We start from the raw sequence: 24,642 nt of genomic DNA on the forward strand, positions 1-24,642 counted from the left end.
CCCTAGCCGAACACGCAGCAGGGGACCCGCCCGCCTCGCGGCGTGCCTGACGGCGTTCCCCGACGCCGGCTGGAGGGCGCCGGGGGTGACGTGGACGTGTGGGACGTGCGCGCGGCTCCCACGTCGCGCGCATCGGCTGCACCCCGGGGACGGCCGGAGACCCCGGGAGGAGCACGTGAAGGACGGTCGATCGTAGACCCGGAGACCGACCTCGCCGGCCCCGACGCCGAGCACGACTTCGAGGTCGAGGTGCACGCCCTGGCGTTCCTGGAGATGAACGGATCATCGACGCTCGCGATCGGCGGGTCGGACGACCGCGTGGAGATCCGGGAGATCACCGGATGAACCAGAACAAGGAGGCGGCCATGGCCGCAGAACAGATACCCGCTCCCGACTTCGTCCGCGCCGCCGGCGCCGTCGTCTGGCGGGGGGACCGGACGGCACCGGAGATCGCCCTCGTGCACCGGCCGAAGTACAACGACTGGACCCTGCCGAAGGGGAAGATCGTCCACGGCGAGCATCCCATCGCCGCGGCCGTGCGCGAGGTGTACGAGGAGACCGGCCTGCGCGTCGTCCTCGGACGATGGCTGTGCTCGGTGCACTACGAGAAGAAGGGCTGGGCGAAGCGGGTCGACTACTGGGCGGCGCAGGCCGTGGGCCCGGCCGACTTCGTGGAGAACGAGGAGGTCGACCGCATGTCCTGGCTGCCGCTGGAGGACGCGCGCAACGCGCTCACCTTCGAGCGGGACCTCGCCGTGCTGACCGAGTTCGCCGCCCGGCCCGTTGCCACCACCCCGATCGTCCTCGTCCGGCACGGCCGGCTGTCCGGCTCGGGCGACGACTGGCAGGGCAAGAAGAAGACCCGCCCCCTCGACCCCGTCGGCGAGGCGCAGGCCGCGACGCTCGCCACCGTCCTCGCCGCCTACCGCGCGGGCGCCCTGATCAGCGCGCCGAGCGAACGGTGCCTCCAGACGCTGGAGCCGTACCGGTCGGCGAACCGCCTCACGGTCCGGCAGGACAAGCTGTTCACGGACAAGCACTACGAGCCCGCCGGAGCGCTCCGCGTCCTCCTCGGCGCGATCGCCGTACGGGATCGCACGGCGATCTGCGGCTACCGCGAGAGCCTCGAAGGCGTGGTCGGCGAGGTGTGCGCGGTCCGGTACGACGGGGAGGCGGCGCTGCACCTGTTCAAGGGATCGCTCGTGGTCCTCCACCACGCGGACGAGCGGATCGTCGGCCTGGAACGTTACATTCTCTGATGACGTCGAGGTTCACGCGGCCCGCGTCACGTCGGCCACGACGCCGCGGAAGGCCGTGACGACCTCGCGGGCGAAGGCCGTCCGGGAGGCCCCCACCCCGCGGAGGGCGTGACCGTGGTCGAGCGCGACCACGGTCACCGCCCCCGCCAGCAGCAGCCACCACAGCGCCGCGACCGCCGTCCGCGACCGGCGCGAGCACCCCTCGAAGGACCGCCGCAGCCGGTCGCGGTGGAACGGCACGTGGCGGAGCTCGTCGGCGAGGATCCGGCCGGCCACCTCCGCGGCGAGCGGGTCGCGGACGCCGTCGCGCACGGCCCGGTAGTAGGCGAGCGCGACCACCTCCGCGAGCATCAGGACCACCAGCTCCGTGCGCAGGCCGAGCAACCGGCGCAGCCGGACGAAGGCGGCGTCCGTCCAGTGGCCCGGGATCGTCGCCGCGCCCGCCGCCTCCAGCAGGCGGCCCAGCAGCCGGGCGTGCTCCCGTTCCTCCGCGACGAACAGCCGGATCGTCTCCGCGTACACGCGATCCCCCGCCTGGTCGGCCTTGGCCGTGAGGCTGGCGCCGTCGCCGTCCTCCCCCACCTGGAACCGCTGGAGGCTGCGCACGAGGGCGGGCTCCAGCCGTGCGCCCCGGCTCCAATCGGGGTCGCCCCACGTGTCCCGCAGCAGCGCAGCGCCCTCGAAGTCGCGCAGCCAGGCCGTGAAGTCGCCGGTGTCGACCGTCATGGCAGGCGAATCTACGGATCCGGTGTGCAGATTCCGGGGGTGGGTTTGTGGAGGTTCGGCGCGGCCTTCGTACGACGGCCGCCGAGGGGTCAGGCCACGGAGTGGGTGATCACCCCTCTGTAGACGCCCGTGGTGACGCCGGCGAAGGGGACGGACACGTTCAGCGTCGGGATCCAGCTGCAGTTGTTGACTCCGCTCTGCGTGGTGCGGGAGAACGCGGTCCGGGGGACGTTCAGGCTCACCTGCTGAGCCGCCGTGGGCTGGCCGGGGATGAAGTTTCCGCCGCCCTGGGTCGCCGTCGCGGGGCCCGACCAGTAGGTCATGGTCGACCGGCTGATCGTGACGACGGGGGCCGTGGTCCGGCTGTAGTCGGTCGACGAGACGGTGACGGTCCAGGGGCCCGCGCCGGGCTCGCGGGTGTCCGTCACCGTGACCGTCCCCATCTGCACCGTCAGGTGCCCTCCGGGCGTGGTGCTGCCCATGCTGACCGCGACGGGCGCGCTGATGGTCAACGCCCCCGCCCGCGCCGGCCGGAACGTGGCGGCCTCGGGCGCCGCCTCCACGGGCAGCGCGGCGGCGGGCAGCGCGGCGGCCACCGCCGCGGGAACCGCGACCAGGGCGGCGGTCGCGAGAACGGCGGCCAGGGCGGCCGTGACGGCGGCGACGGCGACCGCGGCCGGCGGCGCGGCGTGAGGGATGATCGGATTTGTTCTTCTACGCATACGAGCCCTTCGGCCGATCCGGCCCGGACTCCCGGCGACGCCTGCGGAACAGGAGGAAGGCGCAGGCGGCGACGGCGAGCGTCAGCGCGGACAGGGCCGACGGCAGGAGCAGGTCGCGGATGCCCGACAGGACGACCGGATGGCCGAGGCCCGAGTCCGGGAACATGATCGTGGCGGACACCGTCCGCTTCACCAGGCCGCTCTGCAGCACCAGGTCGGCCTTCCAGGGGCCGTTCGGGAGCCGCCGGTCCATCACGACCGTCACCGGGCCGGCCTCGCCCGGCTTCAGGTCGACGCCCAGCGTGGCCGCGTACGGACCGGCCCGCAGGCCGCCCGGCCCGTCCGACAGGGACAGCTGCCCCGACAGGTCGAGCGCGCGGCCGCCCGTGTTCCGCACCTGGGCGAGCAGCCGCGGCCGCCCCTCGGAGTCGCGCTCGGGCGTGACCTTCTCGATGCGCATGTCGGACGGCGGCTCGCCGCCCGGCCCGATGTCGAGGTAGACGCGGATGCCCACCCGGCTGATGAGGCCGACGTAGTGGACCTTGTCGGGCGCTGCGGCGGTCTCCGCCCAGATCACGCCGTACCGCTCGCCGCGCCAGGCGTCCCGGGGGACGGCGATGGTGAACCAGGCCGTGCGCTTGCGGCCGGGCGCGAGGTCCATCTCGCCCGGCTCGACCGTCGTCCAGGTCGTCAGGTCGTTCGGCGTCCGTTCGGGGGCGAAGACGAACGACCGGTCGCGGATGTCGGCCGCGGCGGGGTACAGCGAGACGTGCATGCGGCGGGACGTGGTGTTGGCCACCTCGACGCGTCGCTTGATGGTCGTGCCCGGGTTGAGGTGGTCGACCACGCCCGTGAGCGCCCGGGGATCCTTGCGGCGCGCCACCGGGGCGTCGACGATCCGGATGCCGAGCCCGGTCCCGGGGCCGGTCGGCCTGGCCGCCGCCCCGCCGTGCGCCGCGGCGGGCGGGGGCGCGGGAGCTGCGAGGGCCGCCCCGCCGGCCGTGCTCGCGAGGAGCACGGACAGCAGGGCGGCCGCGGTCTGGCCGATGCACCGATCAGGCGACGGAATGGGTCACCGTCCCGGTGTAGGTGCCCAGCCCGACCGCCAGCGGAACCGCGACGGCGAGCGTCGGGCTCCAATTCGCCTGGCTGTTGCCCGTACCACCGGTGTACGTCATCGCGATGCGCTGGGCGGACAGGCTCCCCGGCGCGCCGGGCGTGAGCGTGCCGTTGCCGACGACGAGCGTGCCCGACCCGGGCGTGTACGTGGCGGCGGACGCGGGAATCGTGTCGCTCGGGCCGACGAAGGCCGTGGACGACACCCGCGCGGTCCAGTCCGAGGTGGGCGTGCCGCCCCGGGCGTCGGTGACGGTCACCACGCCGAGCGGGCCGCTGACGGTGTTGCCCGCCGTCGTGCTGCCCAGGCTCACCGGGCCCGCCGGCGCCGTGATGGTCAACGCTCCCGAGGTGACTGTGAAGGTCACGGTCGTGTCGGCGGCGTCCGCCGGCGCGATCGCGAGCACGGCGAAGGTGAGTGTTCCCCCTGCTGCGAATGCGAGTTGCTTGAGTCGCATTGTCGGCCCCCCATGAAACATGGACGTGCCCCGCAGGGCACGCCGTTGATCAACTACCGCACAGTCGATGCCATACGCTAGGTGATGGATCAAGTGCGTTCCGTTTCTGACACGCACTCGATCGCAACCCGGGGCTCCACGTCGGCCGATGTCCGGTTACGACAGCCGGACGGTGACGGCGGCCGAGGCGCCGTACCGGCCGGACAGGGGCCCGAAGACGAGGGTGAGGCGCCGGCCGGTCGTCGCGGTCGCGAGGGCCCGATCGCCGCGCACCACCTCGCCCACCGGGCGGTCCCAGGTCAGGGTGAGGCCGTCGAGGTCGCACCGCGGGTCGGACACGGCGAGCACGGCGGTGCCGTCGCCGGCCTCCCGCGCGAGCACGGCGCACGGCGCCGACGCGGTGAGCCCGCCGGCCGTGCCCGCGACCCAGAAGTTGGCCGCGGTGAGACCGAGCGCCGGGACCCGTACGGCCTGCGCGTGCGCGGTGTTGGCCAGCAGGACGAACCCGGGGTCGGCGGCGCGCGCCCCGGTCAGGCCGGCGCTCGCGCCCGGCAGCAGGAGGTAGACGTACGACGCCGCGTCTGGATCGACGCCGTGGTCGATCCAGAGGGTCGTGTAGCTCCTGGCCACGGTGCCGTCGGTGCGCCGTTCCCGCAGCGTGCGCGGCCGGTCGGGCCCGGGGAACACGTAGCCGCCGTGACCCTCCAGGTGCGCCCAGCCGGCCGCCCGGTCCTCGGTCAGCGGCGCGTCCGTCCGCCGGTTGTCCACGACGGTCTCGACCGGCACGCCGTCCGCGGCGGTGATCCCGGCGCCGAGGCACACCACGGCGTCGTCGAGGAAGACCCAGGTCTTGAATGCCTCGAGCGAGCTCTCCAGGCCGTTGAGGTGCTGGCCGACCGTGGCGTACACGCCGTCGGTGGCGCCGCCCACCCACCGCGCCGGCGGGCACGTGTCGCCCCACGCCCCGCCCGCGCCGTCGGGCAGCCGCCTGGTCGACACGGTCGTGCCGGGCAGCCGGTACGGGTCCACCGTCGACCAGAAGGAGTCGGAGTAGTGGTCGCCGTGGCCCTCGGCCCACCAGTAGAGCATCCCGGCACCGGTGTGCCAGCCCCGCAGGTTCTCGCCGTTGCCGTGCTCGTAGTACGCCACGCGATGGGACGCCATGCTCAGCCCGGCGCACCATCCGGGACGCCGGTGGACGGCCCGGGCGCTCATCGGCAGCAGCCGGTGTCCGGGCGGCTCGTCGGCCGCCGGCACGGCCGCGTCGGCCACGACCGCCGCGAGGCGCGCGTGGAACGCCAGGTCGCTGCCCTCGGCCGCCTTGAGCATCGGGACGGCGGTGTCCCGCACGGCCCATCCCTTCACCATGGCCCGCCATCGGTCGCGCTCCGCCGCAGAGGCCGCCTCGCCGAGCACGAGGATCGCGGCGGCGATCTCCCGCCCCCTCTTGTGGTCGCCGTACGGCCTCCTGCCGATCCCGCGGCCGCGCACGAGGTCCAGGCAGGCGCCGTCGTGGACGACCGGCGCGAACGACTGCTCGACCGCGTCGAAGACGTTCCGCCTGCCGGGGTCGGTGACCTCCCAGGGCGAGCCGTGCAGGACCGCGAGCAGCGTGGCCAGCCCCGCCAGCAGGGACGCGCCGTACGCGCCCTGGTACGGGACGGTCGTGTGCTGGATGAACGAGCCGTCCCGGTAGAAGCCGTCGCCCTCGTCCACGTACCGGAAGACGGGCGACAGCGCGGAGACGGCGAGGGCGGCCTTGCCTGGGTCGGACCTGAGGAGCGCGCGCAGCAGCATGACCGTGCACAGGTCGACCCGGTTGGCTCCGGTGCTCCTGCCGCTGTAGTCCCCGAGGCGGCTTTCCGGGACGAAATGGTCGACGGCGTCCCGCAGCGCGGCGCTCCGGATGTCCGTCAGGTGCGGGCCGATCAGCACGGCGGCGTCGAGGAGCGTCCTCGGGACGCCGATCCGCCAGTGCCACCAGTTGCCGGTCTGCTCGGCGTCCACGGCGTAGACCCGCCGCCGGTAGTGGTCGATCCCCTCCGCGACGGCGGCGGCGAGGCCCGGGTCGCCAGTCACGCCCGTCCCGGGCAGGACGTAGGCGCGGGCCATGGCCTGCAACCGCGCCGGGGTGGCCGTGAACGACGGGAACGCCTGGCCGGGCCAGAGCCACCCGTCGGCCGGCGCCATCGTGTCGCGGTGGCGCGCCGCCTGCGCCCCGAGCCGCGCGAGCCGGGTCCGGTACGGCTCGGCCCGCGCGTCGAACCCGGAGCCGGCCGTGACGTCCCGCCAGCGGGCGCGGAGCAGGGCGAACTCCTCGGCGAACAGGCCCTCCCGGAGGCCCTGGCCGCCTCCCGGCTCCAGGGCCCCGGAGGCGGCCGCGGGGGCGAGCGCCGCCGTGGCCGCGGCGGCCCCGCCGAGCCGCAGGAACGCCCGCCGCGACCACCGATGCACGCCATGATTATCCACAGCCGCCCACGCCCCCGGCGGCCGCCGCTTCGAGGGCCCGGGGGTCAGGGGGTCAGGGGCTGCCGGCGGCGGCTCGGGTTCTGGTGAGGCCGGCGGCGACCCGGGCGGCCGAGGTGCCGAGGCCGACCGGCAGCGGCGAGAAGCCGGGCGCCCGCCTGCGTCGCAGCTCGGCCTCGGTGTAGCGGGCGCACCGCCGATGCCACTCGAGGATGCCCGACATCCAGCTCTTCAGGCCCTCCGCGTGGCGGGTGAGGATCCGGCGGACCGGCTCATCGAGGCCGAGGTCGTCGAACATGGCGGGCAGACCGGTCGCGACGATGTGCTCGAACTGCCGCATCCGCGCCGCCATCAGGTCGGCCACGATGTCGCGCGCGGTGAACCGGTCGACGTCGAGGAAGCTCTCCACGACGACGACCAGGTTGTGCACCTCGCCCTCGAACTCGACCTCCTTCTGATAGGAGAACAGGTCGTTGGTGAACCCCGCGTAGTCCTGCGCGGCGGTCTCCATCTCCCGGACGACCCGGTTGTGGTGGACCTCGGGGGGCAGCATCTCGAAGTGGGCGAGCCGGGCCAGGCTCATCGTCATCTCGGCGCCGAACGTCCTGCGCCGCATCTCGATGTAGTCGACCGGGTCGGGCACCCGGTTGTGCGCCTGGTTGGCCAGCTCCCACAGCCAGCTCGACGTCATGTCCTCGACCGCCGTCCGGAACCGCCGCCTGGCCCCGGGGCTCATCGGCCCGGCCGTACGGCGCCACAGGTCGGCCAGGCCGCGCTCGAGCGCGTTGGCGGGCGGCGGGGTGTCACCGGCGTCGAGCGGCATGAAGGCCGGGAGCCGGTCGTTGCAGAGCTTCGCCCCGGCCAGGTCGCGGACGGCGCCGAACACGAGCGGGAAGTAGTCGTCGCCGTAGGTCCCCCACGCCAGCCAGTCGGACGACAGGGCGAGCTGCTCGGGGGAGGCGTCCGGGTGGATCATCGCGGCACAGTGGGGGAAGTCGAAGCCGCGGAAGCGCCGCTCGTCCCACACCCCGGCGGCCTCCACCCCCGGCGCCGCGTCGAACATGCCCATCTCCCGCGCCCACCCGGCGGCGTGCCGCCGCGCCCCCGCCAGATGGGGGCTGGTCCGGATCGGGAAGGGCATGTGGAGAGGCGGCAGCGGCAGGTGCCCGACCGGCTGGTACGGCACGGCCGAGTGCTGGCGGATGCGGCGGCGCAGCCCGAGCCCGCCCTCCGAGGGGACGCCGGACAGGACGGCGGCGGGGGCGGCGATCCGGGCGGCCGTCGTGCCGAGGCCGTTCGGCCCGCCGAGGATCCTGAGGGGCGCGGGCGCGTCGTCGCGCATGCCCTCGTTCATGTACCGGCTCGACCTCGCGTGCCACTCATGGCCGCCGGACTGCCAGTCCTGCAGGCCCTTGACGTAGGCCGCCACCGCGGCGGCCTCCTCGGGGCCGGCGGCGTGCTCGGCGAGCAGGGCGGGGACCTCCGTCAGCGCCGTGCTCTCGAACTGCTGCAGCCGCGAGGTGAGCAGGTCGTTGACCAGGTCGGCGGCCTCCTGCGTCGAGCAGCCGAGGAAGCGCTCGAAGACCAGGACGGCGTTGGAGTTCTCCCCCTCCTCCTGGACCTCCCGCTGGTAGGAGAACAGGTCGTTGCGCAGGTGGACGGCGTCGGCGAAGGTGTCGGTCAGCACGCGAACCGGCCGCGTGGCGGCGAGGTGGCCGGGAAGCTCGGCCCCCACGGCGTACTCCACGAGATTGGCCGACCAGGGCGCGCCGCCCACCCGCCGCCGCATCTGGACGTACTCGATGGGGTTGGCGATCCGGCCGCGGTCGATGTTGTCCAGCTCCCACATCGACTCGACCATGAGGTTGTGGGTGCTGGTGACGAAGCGCCGCCGCCAGCCGGGGGACATCGCCGGGACCGTGCGCTCCCACAGGTCCCGCAGGCCCGCCTCGGCGGCGTTGCCCGGCTCCGGCGGGGTGCGGCCGTCTGGGGTCATGAACAGTTCGAGCCGGTCGAGGTAGGCCTTGGCCCCCGCCAGGTCGCGGGAGTGCTTGAAGTGCTCCAGGAAGTGGTCGTCGAAGAAGAACACCCAGACGTACCAGTCGGTGACGAGGTCGAGCGTGGGGCCGTCGCAGTCGGGATGGGTGTAGGCGCACATCAGCGCGTAGTCCATCCGGGCCAGCGCGCCGGCGTCCCAGACGACCCCGCCGCCGGGGCGGGGGGCGTCGAGCATGCCCATCCGCTCGGCCCAGGCGCCGCTGTGCGCGCGGGCGCCCTCCACGTGCGGGTTGAGCCTCGCCGGATACGGCACGTAGAAGTCGGGCAGCGTGAAAGCCTGCATGAACGTCCCCCACCTCGCGCGTCATGACCGTTCACTTACAGTGACGAGACTTACACTTTCCGTCCGCGCTCCGCAAGACGCGATCGTCCGTCCTGTGGACGAGCCGCGCCGGTGGGGTTCCTCACGAAGGTCTACGTGCCCACCGGGCTCGCGATCCTCGTGGTGGTCGCGGCCTCGGCGCGCCTGTCGCCGGGATCCTCGCCCGGACGCCGGTGACGGGAGGCCGCGGACCCGGTGGCCGGCGGGCCGGCGGGCGCCGCGGCCGGCTGAAGCGGCGCGCCCTGGTGGCGCCGGATCTCCTGTTCCAGCTCCTGCGGCGTCGCGGCCTCCAGGAGACGCGCGCCGAGCGGCGCGGCCGTGCGGGGGACGGCCCACAGGCTCCCGGTCCGCTCCCCGTACCAGACCATCCAGCCGGGCGCCCGCGCCGCCAGCGCACGCGCCGCGCTCCTGCCTGCGGTGATCTCGTCCGTCATCATGACCTTCTTCCGCGTTCCGGCTCGCCGTCTCCCTGCGAGGCTCGCTGTCTCCCTGCGAGCTCCCCCCTCTACCCCCGCGGGTGCGGCGCAAGCGCATCCGTCACATCCGTACGGCGAACGGGTCTTGACGGAACCCGGGGCTCGGCCTACGTTCGGCGAAAATAAGGAAACTTAACTAACGAACGCCGTCCCCTCGTCCCCCCAGAGGAGTGCTCGTGCGCAAGGCCGCCCTGTCCCTCGCCGCCCTCGCCCTGCTGGCGGCCGCCCTGCCCCTGGCCGGCCCCGCCGCGGCCGCCTCGGCCGTCTACCAGGCGGAGGACGCCGCGCTGACCCAGGCGAGCGTCGCGACCAACCACACCGGCTACACCGGCAGCGGCTTCGTCGACTACGTCAACACGACCGGAAGCGCCGTCCAGTGGTCGGTCACCGCAACCGCGGCCGGACCCGCGACGCTCACCTTCCGCTACGCCAACGGCACCACCGTCAACCGGCCGATGGACGTCGCGGTCAACGGGACCACGGTCGCGGCGGGCAAGGCGTTCGGCGGGACCGGGTCCTGGGACACCTGGACCGACGCCACCGTCAGCGTCACCCTCAACGCCGGGACGAACACGGTCAGGGCCACCGCCACCACGGCCAACGGCGGCCCCAACGTCGACAAGCTCACCGTCTCCACGCAGGACTCCGGCGGCACGGGCCCGGCGGTCCCCTTCGGCGGCCACCAGTTCCCGTACGCCGCCGGGACGCTCCGCCCGAGCGGCACGCAGGCCACGATCGACCAGCAGGTGGTGAACTACTACAACCGCTGGAAGGCCGCCTTCGTCAAGCAGAACTGCGGCAACGGGTGGTACGAGGTGATCTCCCCCGACGCCGACCACCCGTACGTCGCCGAGGCGCAGGGCTACGGCATGGTCATCGTGGCCACCATGGCCGGGGCGGACGCGAACGCCAAGACCGTCTTCGACGGCATGGTCAAGTACATGCTGGCGCACCCCTCGGTCAACAACGCGAACCTGCTGGCGGCCGAGCAGGACACCTCGTGCACGAGCGTCGACGGCTCCGACTCCGCCACGGACGGCGACCTCGACGTGGCCCTCGGCCTGCTGCTGGCCGACCGGCAGTGGGGCAGCGCCGGGACGTACAACTACAAGGACCTGGCCGTCAAGCACATCAACGCGATCAAGGCGAGCGAGGTCAACCCGACGACCCACCTGATGCGGCTCGGCGACTGGAGCACCTCGGGCGACTCCCTCTACTACGTCACCCGCTCGTCCGACTGGCTGGTCGACCACTTCCGGGCGTTCCGCAAGGCCACCGGCGACACGGCCTGGGACACGATCAGGACGGCCCACCAGAACCTCATCACGTCCCAGCAGTCCACGTACGCCCCCAGCACGGGCCTGCTCGCCGACTTCGTCGTCAACACCAACACCACGCCCAAGCCCGCCCCCGGGGAGGTGCTGGAGGACGCGAACGACGGCAAGTACTGGTGGAACGCCTGCCGCGACCCCTGGCGCATCGGCGCCGACGCCGTGACCAGCGGCGACAGCGCCTCACTCGCCTCGGCCCGCAAGATCAACACCTGGATCAAGTCGAAGACCGGGGGCGACCCCGACGCGATCGGCACCGGCTACAGCCTGGGCGGCTCGCAGATCGACAGCGGGAGCGAGCCGGCCTTCTTCGCGCCGTTCGCGGTCGCGGCCACGACCGACACGGGCAGTCAGGCCTGGCTCGACGCGCTCTGGACGAAGATGCTGAACACCTCGTTCACCTCGAACGACTACTACTCGACCAGCATCCAGCTCCAGGTCATGATCGTGGTCTCGGGGAACTACTGGCTGCCCTGACGCCGCCCGCCGCCATCCCGCGGCGGCCCGGCGACCGCAGGCCGCGCGCTCAGCGGACCACGTTGTCGCCGGGGGCGAGCAGGCCGAGCTCGCGCCGTCGTGGGAAGCCCTCCCAGTCGCCGTACGCGGACACGGCGAAGGCCCCGCACACGGCGGCGCGGTCCAGCCGGGCCCGCAGCTCGTCCTCACCCTCCAGGAGGCAGGACAGGTAGCCGGCCACGAACGCGTCGCCGGCGCCCACCGGGTCGATCTCGGTCACCGGGGGCGCCGCGACCCGCGCGAGGTCCCCGGCCGTACGGGCGAGGGCCCCGTCGGCCCCCAGCTTGACGACGGCCTCGCGCGGGCCGAGGCCGAGCAGGCCCTCCGCCGCGTCGTTCGGCCCGCGCTCGCCGCCCAGGAGGATGGCGGCCTCCCACTCGCCCGCGAAGATCACGTCGGCGGCCGCGGCCAGCCGCCGCAGCACGGGAGCCGCCTCCTCGGGCGACCACAGGCGGGCGCGGTGGTTGACGTCGAAGGATACGGTGGTCCCGGCCTCGCGGGCCGCGGCGACGGCGGCCTCGACCGCCGCCAGCGCCGTGGGCCCGAGGGCCGGGGTGATGCCCGTGACGTGCAGGATCCGCGCCCCGGCGATCACGTCCAGGGGCAGGTCGGCGGGTGACAGGGCCGCCCCCGCCTGGTGCTCGCGGTAGTAGGCGAGGATGACCCTGTCGGCCGTGCGCCGGTGGCGCATCATCAGCCCGGTCGGCCGTACGGCGTCCCGCACGACATGGGAGACGTCCACGCCCTCGCCCCGCAGGCCCGTCAGGATCATCTCGCCCGCGTCGTCGTCGCCGAGCCTGCCGACCCACGCGCCGCGGTGGCCGAGCCTGCTCACCCCGACCGCCACGTTCGCCTCCGACCCGGCGAAGGAGATCTCGGCGGGAGACCCCGGGCGCAGCGGGCCGGCGCCCGACCCGCGCACCAGCGCCATCGCCTCGCCGACCGCCACGAGATCGGGTATCACGCGCACTCCTCGCCGTAGCCGGACACGGCCGTCCGTACGGGCCGTGCCGGATCCTCAGGGACAAAGCGGGATGAGCCTAACCGTCGTCGGCCGGCGGCGCAGGAGGCAGGGATTGGGGTGACACGCCGTAGGGCTCGGATGTCGCCCTGTCTGGATATAGGTGATTCGTGGCCGTACGAAGGCGGCGCCGCGGGCCGATCCATCGGAAGTATGGAAGTCGGACAGACAGTCCACAGCACGGACATACCTCCCGAAAGGGTCAGCAGTCATGCCACAGGTCATCGCGGGGCTGGAGATCCCAGAGACAGCCGCGGTCGCCGAAGCGACCCGGCTCATCCAGGACACCACCACCCCGCTCATCTACCACCACTCCCGGCGGGTCTACCTCTTCGCCCTGATCCACGCCGGCAAGCTCGGCGTGAAACCCGACCCCGAACTGCTCTACCTGGCCGCCATGTTCCACGACACCGGCCTGTCGACCCCCTTCTCCGAGGTCGAGCAGCGCTTCGAGGTCGACGGCGCCGACCACGCCCGCGCGTTCCTCCTCGCCCGGGGATTCTCGTCGGCCGCCGCCGACACCGTCTGGACCGCGATCGCGCTGCACACCACACCCGGCATCCCCACCCGGATGACCCCGGAGATCGCCACCACACACCTGGGCGTGCTGACCGACGTCATCGGCTACGGCCTGGACGGGCTGGACCACGACCAACTGGACGAGATCCTCGCCGCCCACCCGCGCGGGGACTTCAAGAACGCGTTCCTGCGCGCCTACGTCGACGGGCTCAAGGACCGCCCCGAGACCACCGACGGCACCGTGAACTCCGATGTGCTCGAGCACTTCATCCCCGGCTTCCGCCGCGTCACCACCGTCGAGCGCATCCTCGGCGCGCCCTGGCCGAGCTGACCGGCACCGCACGCGGCCACCGGGGCATCCCGGACCGACCCCCCACTCCAAGGAACCTTCGTGAAAGGAATTCGAGCATGCGAGCGATCACCGTACGCGATCGTGACGCGGGTGTCGGCGGTCTGACCCTGACCGACATGCCCTACCCCCACGCCGCCGAAAACGACGTCATCGTGCGCGTCCACGCCGCGGGCTTCACCCCCGGAGAGCTCGACTGGCCGGCGACCTGGACCGACCGCGCCGGCCGCGACCGCACACCCACCATCCCCGGACACGAGCTGTCCGGCGTCGTCGCCGAACTCGGCTACGGGACCACCGGCCTCACCGTCGGCCAGCGGGTCTTCGGACTGACCGACTGGGCCCGCAACGGATCCCTGGCCGAATACACCGCGGTGGAGGCCCGCAACCTCGCCCCCCTCGCGGCCGACGTCGACCACACCCTGGCCGCCGCACTGCCCATCTCCGGGCTCACCGCATGGCAGGCCCTGTTCGACCACGGCCACCTCACCACCGGACAGACCGTCCTCATCCACGGCGCCGCCGGCGGCGTCGGCTCCATCGCCGTCCAGCTCGCACGCGAGGCCGGAGCCCACGTCATCGGCACCGGCCGAGCCGGCGACCGCGACCTCGCCCTCAGCCTCGGCGCGCACACCTTCCTCGACCTGGACGCCGACGACCTCCGGCACGCCGGTCAGGTCGACGTGGTGCTCGACGTCATCGGCGGCGACATCCTCCACCGATCGGCCGAACGGGTACGACCGGGCGGCACGCTGGTCAGCATCGCCATGCCTCCCACCGTCCAGCCCAAGGACGGGCGCGCCGTCTTCTTCGTCGTCGAACCCGACCGCGCCCGGCTGGCCGACCTCGCCCAGCGCCTCCGGACCGGACGGCTCCGCCCCGTCGTCGGCGCCGTACGACCACTTGAAGAAACCCCCTCCGCCTTCGCCCGCCACCCCCGCACACGCGGCAAAACGATCATCCAGCTCGCGGACGGACAAGGAGCACAGCACTCATGATCAATATGCGAATCGCCGGCGGCGTGATGATCGCCGCCACGACCGCCGCGATCCTCGGATGCGCCCCAGCGGGGGAGCATCCGACCATCCCGGCCGCCGCGGCCACTCCCGTCGCCGCGGTCACCGCCGCCGCCACGCCCACCGCGCCCGTGACGTCGAAGCCCCCGTCCGAGACCCTGACACCTCTGATCCAGCAGGCGCTCCCGAACGTCAAGGGCAAGACCTTCACCTCGGCGATCGTGACCTTCCCGCCGGGCGCCCGGGCGACGCCCCACCGGCACGGCCAGGCGTTCGTCTACGCCTACGTGCTCGAAGGGACCGTACGCAGCCAGCTCGAAGGCGCACCGAAGCGGACATTCCACCAAGGCGAGAACTGGGTCGAGCAGCCAGGAGCTCACCACGTGGCCACCGAGAACGCCAGCGAGACAGAGCCGGCCAAGCTCCTCGTCGTCTTCGTCTCCACCACCGGAGAACAGCTCAAGATCGACGACCCGCACCAGTAGCCGGGTGGGGGTCCGGCCCCTGGCGAGGGGGTGCGACAGGGCCACCATCGCTTTTCACGGCTGCGCTATGGTCAGGAAATATCGTCAGAAAAAGGAGACGCGGGGCTCGCCACCTCGGCCGCGGCACGCGTGATCACGATCGCGGTCGTCGCGGCGGGGAGGGAAGGTCCCGGTGTCCGACGTTCTGGTCGCACTGGACAGGCTGAGAAGGGCCTACAACCGGCACGATCTCGATGCGCTCGCCCGCTGCTTCGGCGAGCGGGGCGTGGTCGTCGCGCCGGACGGCGTCGGGGAGGGCGGCGAGGAGGTCGCCTCCTACTACGGCACGTTCTTCAGCGCGTTCCCCGACACCAGGGTGGTCATCCAGTCGGTGGTCGTCTCCGGTGACATCCTCGTCTCCGAGTACACCGTCACCGGCACGCACAAGGGCCCCTACCTGGCCCCCGGCGGTGACGTCGTGGAGCCCACCGACCGTCCGATCGGCTTTCGCGTGTGCTCGGTCTCGCACGTCGTGAACGGCCTCATCGCCAGCCACCGGATCTTCTACGACCAGCTCGAACTGGTCACGCAGATCCGCGGGTACGTGTGCTTCGACAAGCCCGGCGACGAGGGGGAGTGACCCGACCTGGGTGACCCGGGCAGGTGCGCGGGTTCCCGGCGGGGGCACGGCCGCGTGCCTCGGGCACACGGCCGCGCGGCCGCGAAGCGGGGAGGAAGGCCGGCCGCGGCAAGGGGCCGGCGTCTCGATTCCGGCTGTGGACATGGGCTCGGTCGCGAATCGCGCCTGACGACCCGGGGGGCTCGGTGAGACGCCTGGCCGGCGCGGCTGCCGGCTCGGCCGGAGCGGAGTCCGCTTCCGGCGTTCCGGGTACGGACGCCGGCCTCCCGCGGTCCGCGCGTCCGCACCCACCTGATGGTCCGGGGGATGCACCTCCTTCGTTGTCGTGATCGGCCGCTGCTCCGCCCGCCGGGCCTTCGGGCCTCGGCGGCGATGGGGCGACGGCCGGGCCGTGGTGGACCCCGCGTGGCGGGCCGGGCCGGCCGCGTCGGCGGGCACCGGGGCGTCACCTCGCCTCGCGGCCCTCGGGCTCCTCCTCCACCCGCTGCTCGTCCCAGATCCTCAGCTCCTCCCAGATCTCGGCCCACACGGGGTCGCGGTCGCGGGCGGGATGCTCGCTCCACGCCTTCAGCTCGTCCCACGTCGGCGCCAGGTCCCACACCGGGGCCTCGTCCCAGACCTCCAGTTCGTCCCAGACCTCCAGTTCGTCCCACACCTCCGGCTCGTCCCACGTCGGCGCCGGCTCCCCCACCGGGGGGCGGCCGCCTCCGATCCTGGATTCCTCCGAGCGCCCCGCCTCGTCCCATGCCTTCAGCTCGTCCTGGACGCGGCTCCCGTCCCACACCTCGGGCCGTTCCGCACGGGTGACGGCGGGCGCGGTGTGCGAGATCGTCATTTCTCAACCCCTTCCTCGATTTGCGGCGGTGTGCTCGCACAACCAACTCTGCGCCGCGGGACCGGCCCGGACCAGGCGAAACGACGTCAGCAAGTTGCCCTCCGATTACCGGTTTCTGCCAGCGACTCCTCTGGCAGGCGCGATATTCGATCGCGCGGCCGGACGGCCCTCCGTACAGTGACCTGCTGACAGAGCAGGAGGACGCGGTGGTGACCGAGGTGGGCGTCCGGCGGATCGGGCCGGACGACTGGACGCTGTGGCGTGGACTGCGCCTGGCGGCGCTGGCCGACGCACCGGACGCCTTCGGGTCGTCGTCCGCGGTCGAGCGGAGGTTCGACGAGGGCGAATGGCGGGCGCGACTCGCGCCCGAGCACGGCCTGCGCGCCGTCGCCTTCGCCGGGGAGACCCCCGCGGGGATCGTGGGCGCACGCCCGCCGGCCGGGTCTCCCCCGCACGTGGAACTGGTCGGGATGTGGGTGCATCCGGACGCGAGGGGCGGCGAGACGGCCCGTCTCCTCGTGGGCGAGGTCCTCGCATGGGCGGGCGAGCAGGGCTGCCCGGCCGTGTCCCTGTTCGTCACCGAGACCAACGACCGGGCCCGCCGCCTCTACGAACGGTTCGGGTTCGCCGGCACCGGCGAGTGGGAGCCGCTGGAGAGCAATCCGGTCCTGCGGTGCGCCCGGATGATCCGGACCGCCGGCCTGGTGCCCCACCCCGGCTGACCCCGGACGCGTGACCGCTGAGCGGCCGCCCCGAACCGGCGACGTTCCCTTTCCTTGCCCTGGCATACCCGGCCTTGGCATTCCTGTGGTCGTTCACCGCGATTTCCACGGGAAACGTCTTTCCAAGGGTGATCGGCGACCCCGGGAGCCCTGGCCGTTCTTGGGGAAAGGATGGCACGGGCACCGGCACTGCGGCCTGCTCGCGAGGCCGGGAACCGGCCCATGGACGTCCGGATTCGCCGTGTTCACCGGGCTTTCCGACGCTTCACCCCGTCCGTCGGAAAGATCGTGATAGGTCGTGAATCTTTACTTATTTGCCCATCTGTGGGGTTGAAGTGGTGATGCCGGATGGAGAAGCGCCGCATCGACCGTCGCACATTACTGGGACCTGACACTCCGCCGGGTAGCGTCATTCAGGACGGTACGCCCGAAAAGGATGAAGGCGCGTATATGACAATGCAGCTCGAGATTACTGTCAGCGATCACCAGCCGGTCGCCGTCGTCGCGCTGGCGGGTGAGCTCGACATCGCCACGGGAGACCTCTTCCGCGAGGCGATCAGGAATCTCCTTCGCCGCGGACGCACCAGGCTCGTGGTCGACACATCCGCTCTCCGGTTCTGTGACTCCTCGGGGCTCGAAGCCCTGCTGGACGCCAGGAGCGAGGTCGAGACGGCCTCCGGCTCCATGCGGCTGGCCGGCGTGCACGGGGTTCTCGCGCTCGTGCTGGACGTCACCCGGCTCCGGGGCGCGTTCGTGATCGACGAGACACCGGTCGAGGCCGTCGCGGCTCTGCTGCTGACGTGCCCCCGGGACGTGTCGATGGTCTGATCGCGAACCAGCCGTCCCAAGGGCGCCAGGCGCGGGAGACCGATACGGCCCCCGTCCTCCTCCGGGAGGCGGGGGCCGGTCCGCGCCCGGGACGCCTCCGGCCGCCCGTCCCGCACACGGCCGGGCACCTGGGCCGGTGCGGCCCCCGCCACCTGCGACGAAACGTGAACCCGCCGTTTCCCTCGAACCCCCTCGGGTAGCCGCGACGGAAGCAGGACAACGAGGTCCGACGTGCAGGGGAGATCACCATGGACCAGTCCCGGGCGCCCGTTCTCGAGGCCCTCGTCGCGTATCGCGAGCGTGGAGACCTGTCGTTCACACCGCCGGGTCACAAGCAGGGCCGGGGGGTGGACCCGCGGGTGCTGGCCGTCCTCGGCGAGGACCTGTTCCGCGACGACGTCATGACCATGAACGGCCTGGACGACCGCCTGCAGACCGGCGGCGTCCTGGAGCAGGCCCAGGAGCTGATGGCCCAGGCCGTACGGGCGGACAAGGCGTTCTTCTCCACCTGCGGCAGCTCGCTGTCGGTCAAGAGCGCCATGCTGTCGGTGGCCGGGCCGGGCGAGAAGCTGCTGGTCGCGCGCAACGCGCACAAGTCCGTGATCTCGGGGCTGATCCTGAGCGGCGTCGAGCCGGTGTGGGTCCACGGGGAGTGGGACGGCGAGCTGCACCTGTCCTACCCGCCCTCTCCCGAGGCCGTGGAGGAGGCCTTCCGGTCCACGCCGGACGCCAAGGGCGTGCTGGTCGCGAGCCCCACCGACTACGGGAGCTGCGCCGACCTCGCCGGCATCAGGCGGGTCTGCGACCGGTACGACAAGCCCTTCATCGTGGACGAGGCGTGGGGCGCCCACCTGCCGTTCCACGACGGGCTCCCCACGTGGGGCATGGACGTGGGCGCGGACATCTGCGTCACCAGCGTCCACAAGATGGGCAACGGCCTGGAGCAGAGCTCGGTCTTCCACCTCCAGGGCGACCGGGTCGATCCCAACGTGCTCAAGGCCAGGGAGGACCTCCTCGGCACGACCAGCCCGTCCACGCTCGTCTACGCCGCCCTCGACGGCTGGCGCCGGCAGATGGTCGAGAACGGGAAGGACCTGCTGGACCGGGCCCTCGACCTGGCCGGGACGACGCGGTCGCGGATCGGCCGTATCCACGGCCTGTGGGTGATGGACAAGGAGAGCTCCGGGGCCTTCGACAGCGACCCGCTCAAGATCGTGATCGACGTGTCCGGGCTGGGCGTGGACGGCTACCACGCGACCGACTGGCTGCGCGAGCGGTGTCACGTCAACTTGTCACTGAGCGACCACCGCCGGATCAGCGCGGAGATCACGGTCGCCGACGACGCCGGGACCACGGACGTCCTGCTCGACGCGCTGCGCGCCCTGGCCTCCACCCGCGACCTGCCGCCCGCCGCCCCGATCGACGTCCCGGAGCCGGGCGAGCTGGAGCTGGAGACGGTCATGCTGCCGCGGGACGCGTTCTTCGGGCGGATCGAGCAGGTGCCGATCGAGCGGGCCGCCGGCCGGGTCATCGCGGAGCTGGTGACGCCGTACCCGCCGGGCGCGCCCGCCCTGTGCCCCGGCGAGCGCATCACGGCGCCGGTGCTGAGCTACCTGACGACGGGTCTCAAGGGCGGCATGGACATCCCGGACGCCGGCGACTCCTCGCTCAGGACCCTGCGGGTGGTCGCCGAGTAACGGGGACAGCCTGGGGGACGGCCTCGGGGGCGGGCTCCCCCACACGGCCCGCCTGCACGGCGGCCGGAGGCTCGGCGACCGTCTGCTCCGCGAGCAGCGCGGCCACGTCGCGCAGGCGCGCCCGGTGGGCGAAGGCGGCCCGCTGGCGCGCCGCCCCCGAGCCGGTCCGGCGCAGGCGGCCGAGGCGGGCCGTGACGAGCGGGAGGTCCCCCGCGTCCTCCAGGCTGTCGCGGACGTGGGCCACGAGGCGGCCGACGAGGTCCCAGGCCCTGATCCGCCGGCCACTGAACAGGTCGAGCCCCTCGCCCTCCACGCCGTCCCTGGCCGCCCGCCAGTAGGCGCCGCAGAGCACCGAGTGGTCGACGGACGGCGCCGGGATCCCCGCCCGCACGTCGCGCAGCGCGGTGGCGACCAGCGCCCGCACGAGCCCGGCCAGCGTCACCGCCTCCTCGACCGTGGCGCAGCAGTCCGCGGTGCGGAACTCGACGGTCGGCAGGTGGTCGGAGACCCGGACGAACCAGTAGATCATCCCCCGGTCCATGATCGCCCCGCTCGCCGTCAGCCCGGCCACCACGCTCTCGTAGTGCGCGGCCGACCGGAAGTACGGCGGGGGCTCGGCGCTCGGCCAGCGCCCCATGACCTGGGCCCGCCAGCTCGCGTAGCCGGTGTCGAGGCCGTCCGCGAACGGCGAGTTGGCGGCGAGCGCCTGGAGAACCGGCAGCCAGGGACGGGCGTGGTTGCTGACCTGGACGGCCTCCTCCCGGTCGCCCACGCCCACGTGCACGTGGCAGCCGCACACCCCCTGCCCTCGGGCGATCCCGCGGAAGTCGCGCACCATGGCGCCGTACCGGGGGTGCGGGGTGACCGGCGGCATCCCGGCGTTGCCGCGCAGCGCGGTGCCGCAGGCGGCCAGCCGCACACCCGCGGACGCCGCGGCCTCGGCCGCGCAGGCGCGCATCTCGAACAGGTCGTGCTGGAGACCACGCAGGCCGGTGTGGACACCGCTGTTGGTCTCGAGCTGAAAACGGGTCAGTTCGGGCACGATCCGGGACGCCATGGAGGCGCCGGCACGGCGGCGCACCTCCTCCGCCACCGGGACGACGCGCCCGGTACGGGGGTCGAGGAGCAGGAACTCCTCCTCGACGCCCACAGTCAGCGGTGCGCGCGGTTCGACCGCCGCCGGAGCGACGAGGGAGGTTCCCTGACGAGTGCCGAACTGGACCTCCCCTGTCACATCAGGCATAAGCGGTCTTTCACTCCCACTTTTCCGTCAGCAGACGGCCCAGTTGTTCACACCCTGGGTCCCCTCGGACATCCCGGACAAAACCGTCATGCCGTTTCTTGACCGAGGTTTGCCCTGCTCGGGCAGGTGGCAAGGCGCTCCCCTGCGCCCGATGAGGCGCCGGTAGGATGAAGCGGTCAATCGGCGCTGTTCACTGCTTTCCCCGAAGGCGCCGGTTCAGCCGGCAGATTCGAGGCATCGGTGAGCGTGACAGAGCCCCCCGCGAGGGCCCCCCGTGCCCCCGCGATCGCGGAGGTGAGCGGGTGACCGCCGCAGTCGTCCTGAACAGCCTCCCGGTCCCGGGCGACGCCGCCGGTCAGGTGCTGTGCGTCGCGCTGACCGGCGCGCTGGACTTCACCAACGCCGAACGGCTCGGGCACGACGTGGAGGCCCTGCTGGGCCCGGAACACCGCGGGCTGGTGCTCGACATGAGCGGGGTGGAGTTCTGCGACTCCACCGGCATCCGCGTGCTGCTGGTCGTCAGGAAGCTGGTCCAGGAGCACGGCGGCGGCGTGGCGCTGGCCGGTCTGAACGCCCGGCTCACCAGGATCTTCAGGGTCACCGGGCTCATCCACGCCTTCACGGTGACCGCGGGGCCGCAGGAGGCGGCGGAGGCGGTGCGCACGAGGTCGCCGTCCGCCTGAGGACGCCGCCCGGATTCCGGGCGCGACCGGAGCGGCGATCACCGATGATGGCGGAGCAGGGCGAGCATCGAGGAGGACAGGTGGTGGGACACCACCGGCAGTGGCCGATCACGGACGACCTCGCGACGCTGCGGGAGAACATCCAGCGGTACGCGCGGGGCGCCGGCCTGACCGGCACGCGGCTGGACGATCTCGTCATCGCCGTGAACGAGGCCGCCATCAACGTGCTGGAGCACGGGGGCGGCACCGGCACGATCTCGATGTGGCACGAGGCCGGCACGCTGGCGGTCGACGTGGTCGACGAGGCGGGCCTGCTGAGGCCGGGGGCCGTCCCCGGCGAGCGGCCGGCCGGCCAGAGCGACCGCGGCTACGGGCTGTGGCTCATGGGCGTGCTGTGCGACGACGTGGACATCGAGCAGGTGCCCGGATGCTCCCGGATCCGGCTGTCCATCCGGCTCCCGGCTCCCGGGCCCTCGTCGAACGGCTCCGCCTCCGCCGAGGCCGACGATAAGGCGGGCGAGTCGGGCGAGGCGACCGGCGGTTTTGAACCGGCCGTCGCGGCACCGCCCGCGCTCGACGACTCCGCCGGCCGCGTCCGCTGACCTCCGGGGAGCCTCCCCGATCCCCCTCGCCCGTCACGGTTTCGCGCGCGGACCCAGGCCGCGCGTCGGAGTTGGCCCTTGTTATCGTCCCGATCACGTAAATCGGGCCGCTCACGCCGGCCACCCGGCTTAACCTGGGTCCGCGACCACAGGGACGTCCTCAATGGCTACTTGAGGTACGCCCACGACGCGGCTGCCACCGCGATCAGGACACAGAGGCGAATGGTCCGGGGTGTGCTGTCCACCACGTCCCGGACCGCTCTGGCCACCTCCCCGATCCAGGAGCCCGGCTCCTGGTCGTGAAAGCGCTCAACCTGGCGGCGTCCCCCGCTTCCGCGGGACCGGATAGCAGTCATCATGGCCCCCTCCATATGCGCTGCCCGGGGAGTTCCACCCCGTTCATTCATGACAGGCCCGCTGTCGCGCCCCCTGTCCTCCACGGAGCCGGCGGCCGGGCCTCCTGGGCCAAATCCCCACGACGCCGTCGCACCGGCCCACTTGGAGGGGATTGCGGACCTTTCTCAGAATGGTCACAGGTGACGGTCCGTATACGCAACGCATGCGAGCGGCATTCCGGTATGCGTACGAAGAGTGACGACTGAATCACGAGTCGCTATGGACTTTCGCCCGTATTTGTCCCTTTTATTCCGCTTTTGTGTCCGATTTGTCCGGCACGTTTTCTGGAAATTTTTAGCAGCGCGCGACACGCCGACATTTTTCTGAGGCCGTCGTACACGGACGGTCACGAAGCCCGGCCCTACGGCCGTACACGGCTATCCCCGGGCCGTGACACGGCGTGGGGCGACGCGGGCCATCAGGTAGCCCACCACGACCAGGATCGCCCCGAACGCGAGGAAGGACAGGTCGTACGCGAGCTGGTACGGCCCCGACCGGACGTGGTGCACGCCGAGGATCTCGTGGTCGATCACGCCCTCGACGAGGTTGAACACGCCCCAGCCGGCGATCATCCAGCCGGCCAGCTCGCGGGGGGCGTGGGGCCCGGTGCGCGACAGCAGGGCGATCCCCATGATGACGAGCACGAGGCACAGGGCGTGGAACGCGCCGTCGCCGATCATGTTGACGCGTTCGTCGTGCGGATACCAGCCGCTCAGCATGTGGTGCCAGCCGAGGAGCTGGTGCAGCAGGATGCCGTCGATGAAACCGCCGATGCCGAGGCCCAGCACGAGGCCGGCCGAGCGCGTGGTCGCCATCTCGTTCAGCTACCCCGTCCTCACACGCGGTAACGAGACGCCCGGCCGGCGAGCCGAGGCCCGTGGCCGTAAGGGAGCCGCCCACTCTCCGGCCGCCGGCGTCACGGCCGCGCCCAGGGCGGGCCGATCATGCCGGCCGAGGTGCCCGACCCCACCCCCTGCTGCGCCGATCACGCCTGACCCCCGGTCACCGGCGTGGCGCACTCCTCTAGGGGGGATGTGAGCAACCTGAGAATCGGCTGAAAACCGGCGATTATCAGCTGGTGCCGCCCTCGCGTGGAGCGGTCCCGTTGCTAGGGTCGCCGCGGGGGTGTGCTCGTGCTCACGGACGAAGTCCTACCGCGTGTCGATGTGCCTGGACGACGCCGGCCGCTGCGCCGGATCGCGGGCGTGCTGGCCTGGCTGGCGGCCGTGCCGCTGGCCGGTCTCGCCCTGCTCAGGATCCTGGGCGTGGAGAGCTCGACGCTGCCCGTCGGCCTGGTCGCGCTGACGCCGTTCGCCGCCGGCGCGGCGGTGGTCACGGCGCTCCTCGGCGTCGCCTCCCGCGGCAGGGCGGCGACGGCCGTCACGGTCGTCCTCGCGCTGCTGTTCGCCTGGTGGGTCGTCCCCCGGGCCGTGGGCGGCCGGCAGGAGGCGGGCGGCCACCCGCTGCGCGTCCTCACCGCCAACCTCAACGAGGGCCGGGCCGACCCCCAGGCGATCGTCGACCTGATCCGCCGCCTCCACCCGGACGTCGTCACGCTGGAGGAGCTCACGCCCTGGCTCCTGGACGACCTCGACGCCGGCGGCCTGTCCGCGCTGCTGCCGTACCGGGTCGCGCAGACGGGCCCCGGCCCGACCGGGACCGGGATCTTCTCCGCCCGCCCGCTCACCGAGCGGACCGGGCTGTTCACGCCGGTCGGCCACCACATGCCGGTCGCGGAGACCACCACGCCCGACGGCACGCCCGTCGAGATCGTCGCCGTCCACCCGGTCGCCCCCGTGCCGGAGACGGTCGGCGAGTGGGAGGAGGGCGTGCGCACGTTGCCCCCGGCCCCGTCGTCCGGCGTGACGCGGATCCTGTCGGGCGACTTCAACTCGACCCTCGACCACGCCGTGCTCCGGAACCTGCTGGCGACCGGCTACGTCGACTCCGCCGCCGAGACGGGCAACGGGCTCACCATGACCTGGCCGGCCGGTCATCGGCTGTTCCCGATGGTCGCCATCGACCACGTGCTCGTGGACAAGCGGTCGTTCGCGGTCTCCACGGCGATCGAGGACCTGCCCCGGTCGGACCACCGCGGGGTGTTCGCCGAGCTGCGCATCGCCCCGTAAGGGGGAATTTCGCCTCCGGCCGGTAATCTGGGCCGCCCCGGAGGGACT

General features: G+C 72.7%; 24 protein-coding genes. 13 read left to right on the forward strand and 11 right to left on the reverse strand.

Annotated features, from left to right (window positions below):
* The first annotated feature begins 42 nt into the window (after positions 1 to 42).
* Positions 43 to 345, forward strand: coding sequence for a hypothetical protein (locus Mco01_RS37000; RefSeq protein ID WP_204061482.1), 303 nt, complete (start codon positions 43 to 45; stop codon positions 343 to 345).
* Entirely contained in the window at positions 342 to 1,259 is a 918-nt protein-coding gene (locus Mco01_RS37005; protein ID WP_239104199.1) for an NUDIX hydrolase, read from the forward strand. Before Mco01_RS37000 ends, Mco01_RS37005 begins: the two co-directional genes overlap by 4 nt.
* Before the next feature lie 12 nt (positions 1,260 to 1,271).
* On the opposite strand, the gene Mco01_RS37010 is transcribed toward Mco01_RS37005, so the two are convergent.
* The 7 genes from Mco01_RS37010 to Mco01_RS37040 form a co-directional block, all read right to left on the reverse strand.
* On the reverse strand, positions 1,272 to 1,985 hold the full coding sequence (locus Mco01_RS37010) for a ferritin-like domain-containing protein (protein ID WP_239104200.1): 714 nt from the start codon (positions 1,983 to 1,985) through the stop codon (positions 1,272 to 1,274).
* Between the two features lie 89 nt (positions 1,986 to 2,074).
* The gene (locus tag Mco01_RS37015; RefSeq protein ID WP_204061483.1) at positions 2,075 to 2,707 is read right to left on the reverse strand and encodes a hypothetical protein; all 633 of its coding nucleotides are present in this window, start codon (positions 2,705 to 2,707) and stop codon (positions 2,075 to 2,077) included.
* A complete protein-coding gene (locus Mco01_RS37020; RefSeq protein WP_239104201.1) occupies positions 2,700 to 3,725 on the reverse strand; it encodes a COG1361 family protein in 1,026 nt (341 codons plus the stop codon). The genes Mco01_RS37015 and Mco01_RS37020 overlap by 8 nt, the downstream gene beginning before the upstream one ends.
* Before the next feature lie 37 nt (positions 3,726 to 3,762).
* Positions 3,763 to 4,281 carry a hypothetical protein gene (locus tag Mco01_RS37025; protein ID WP_204061484.1) on the reverse strand — a complete coding sequence of 173 codons (519 nt, stop codon included), beginning with the start codon at positions 4,279 to 4,281 and terminating at the stop codon, positions 3,763 to 3,765.
* Between the two features lie 156 nt (positions 4,282 to 4,437).
* Complete coding sequence (locus tag Mco01_RS37030) at positions 4,438 to 6,735, reverse strand: polysaccharide lyase 8 family protein (protein ID WP_204061485.1); 2,298 nt, start codon at positions 6,733 to 6,735, stop codon at positions 4,438 to 4,440.
* Between the two features lie 67 nt (positions 6,736 to 6,802).
* Entirely contained in the window at positions 6,803 to 9,088 is a 2,286-nt protein-coding gene (locus Mco01_RS37035) for a terpene synthase family protein (protein ID WP_204061486.1), read from the reverse strand.
* A 131-nt stretch (positions 9,089 to 9,219) separates the two neighbouring features.
* Entirely contained in the window at positions 9,220 to 9,561 is a 342-nt protein-coding gene (locus tag Mco01_RS37040) for a hypothetical protein (protein WP_204061487.1), read from the reverse strand.
* Between the two features lie 218 nt (positions 9,562 to 9,779).
* On the opposite strand from Mco01_RS37040, the gene Mco01_RS37045 reads away from it, so the two are divergent.
* Positions 9,780 to 11,411, forward strand: coding sequence for a glycosyl hydrolase family 8 (locus tag Mco01_RS37045; RefSeq protein WP_239104202.1), 1,632 nt, complete (start codon positions 9,780 to 9,782; stop codon positions 11,409 to 11,411).
* Between the two features lie 49 nt (positions 11,412 to 11,460).
* Here the strand turns inward: Mco01_RS37045 and Mco01_RS37050 are convergent, their stop codons facing one another.
* Positions 11,461 to 12,414, reverse strand: a complete 954-nt coding sequence (locus Mco01_RS37050; RefSeq protein WP_204061489.1) for a sugar kinase — start codon at positions 12,412 to 12,414, stop codon at positions 11,461 to 11,463.
* Positions 12,415 to 12,682: 268 nt separating this feature from the next.
* On the opposite strand from Mco01_RS37050, the gene Mco01_RS37055 reads away from it, so the two are divergent.
* The 4 genes from Mco01_RS37055 to Mco01_RS37070 all read left to right on the forward strand — a co-directional run bounded on the left by Mco01_RS37055 (position 12,683) and on the right by Mco01_RS37070 (position 15,459).
* Complete coding sequence (locus Mco01_RS37055; protein WP_204061490.1) at positions 12,683 to 13,321, forward strand: HD domain-containing protein; 639 nt, start codon at positions 12,683 to 12,685, stop codon at positions 13,319 to 13,321.
* 77 nt (positions 13,322 to 13,398) lie between these two features.
* On the forward strand, positions 13,399 to 14,337 hold the full coding sequence (locus tag Mco01_RS37060; protein ID WP_204061491.1) for an NADP-dependent oxidoreductase: 939 nt from the start codon (positions 13,399 to 13,401) through the stop codon (positions 14,335 to 14,337).
* Complete coding sequence (locus Mco01_RS37065) at positions 14,334 to 14,840, forward strand: cupin domain-containing protein (RefSeq protein WP_204061492.1); 507 nt, start codon at positions 14,334 to 14,336, stop codon at positions 14,838 to 14,840. Before Mco01_RS37060 ends, Mco01_RS37065 begins: the two co-directional genes overlap by 4 nt.
* A 172-nt stretch (positions 14,841 to 15,012) precedes the next feature.
* Entirely contained in the window at positions 15,013 to 15,459 is a 447-nt protein-coding gene (locus Mco01_RS37070; protein ID WP_036324640.1) for an ester cyclase, read from the forward strand.
* A 445-nt stretch (positions 15,460 to 15,904) separates the two neighbouring features.
* Here the strand turns inward: Mco01_RS37070 and Mco01_RS37075 are convergent, their stop codons facing one another.
* Positions 15,905 to 16,294, reverse strand: coding sequence for a hypothetical protein (locus Mco01_RS37075; RefSeq protein ID WP_204061493.1), 390 nt, complete (start codon positions 16,292 to 16,294; stop codon positions 15,905 to 15,907).
* A gap of 206 nt (positions 16,295 to 16,500) precedes the next feature.
* On the opposite strand from Mco01_RS37075, the gene Mco01_RS37080 reads away from it, so the two are divergent.
* The 3 genes from Mco01_RS37080 to Mco01_RS37090 all read left to right on the forward strand — a co-directional run bounded on the left by Mco01_RS37080 (position 16,501) and on the right by Mco01_RS37090 (position 19,541).
* Complete coding sequence (locus Mco01_RS37080) at positions 16,501 to 17,016, forward strand: GNAT family N-acetyltransferase (protein ID WP_204061494.1); 516 nt, start codon at positions 16,501 to 16,503, stop codon at positions 17,014 to 17,016.
* Between the two features lie 450 nt (positions 17,017 to 17,466).
* Entirely contained in the window at positions 17,467 to 17,844 is a 378-nt protein-coding gene (locus Mco01_RS37085; RefSeq protein WP_063794695.1) for an STAS domain-containing protein, read from the forward strand.
* A 248-nt stretch (positions 17,845 to 18,092) separates the two neighbouring features.
* A complete protein-coding gene (locus Mco01_RS37090; RefSeq protein WP_204061495.1) occupies positions 18,093 to 19,541 on the forward strand; it encodes an aminotransferase class I/II-fold pyridoxal phosphate-dependent enzyme in 1,449 nt (482 codons plus the stop codon).
* Here Mco01_RS37090 and Mco01_RS37095 read toward each other — a convergent pair.
* Positions 19,513 to 20,784: a carboxylate-amine ligase gene (locus Mco01_RS37095; RefSeq protein ID WP_204061496.1), complete on the reverse strand. Its 1,272-nt coding sequence runs from the start codon at positions 20,782 to 20,784 to the stop codon at positions 19,513 to 19,515. The genes Mco01_RS37090 and Mco01_RS37095 overlap by 29 nt on opposite strands.
* A gap of 302 nt (positions 20,785 to 21,086) precedes the next feature.
* Here Mco01_RS37095 and Mco01_RS37100 point away from each other — a divergent pair, with 302 nt between their 5' ends.
* A complete protein-coding gene (locus Mco01_RS37100) occupies positions 21,087 to 21,467 on the forward strand; it encodes an STAS domain-containing protein (RefSeq protein ID WP_239104203.1) in 381 nt (126 codons plus the stop codon).
* A gap of 80 nt (positions 21,468 to 21,547) precedes the next feature.
* A complete protein-coding gene (locus Mco01_RS37105; protein ID WP_204061498.1) occupies positions 21,548 to 22,069 on the forward strand; it encodes an ATP-binding protein in 522 nt (173 codons plus the stop codon).
* 773 nt (positions 22,070 to 22,842) lie between these two features.
* Here the strand turns inward: Mco01_RS37105 and Mco01_RS37110 are convergent.
* Positions 22,843 to 23,280: a DUF2243 domain-containing protein gene (locus Mco01_RS37110; RefSeq protein WP_204061499.1), complete on the reverse strand. Its 438-nt coding sequence runs from the start codon at positions 23,278 to 23,280 to the stop codon at positions 22,843 to 22,845.
* 351 nt (positions 23,281 to 23,631) lie between these two features.
* Here Mco01_RS37110 and Mco01_RS40000 point away from each other — a divergent pair, with 351 nt between their 5' ends.
* On the forward strand, positions 23,632 to 24,594 hold the full coding sequence (locus tag Mco01_RS40000; protein ID WP_204061500.1) for an endonuclease/exonuclease/phosphatase family protein: 963 nt from the start codon (positions 23,632 to 23,634) through the stop codon (positions 24,592 to 24,594).
* Positions 24,595 to 24,642 lie beyond the last annotated feature (48 nt).

The sequence above is a fragment of the Microbispora corallina genome, assembly GCF_016863035.1.
Classification (GTDB): Bacteria; Actinomycetota; Actinomycetes; order Streptosporangiales; family Streptosporangiaceae; genus Microbispora; species Microbispora corallina.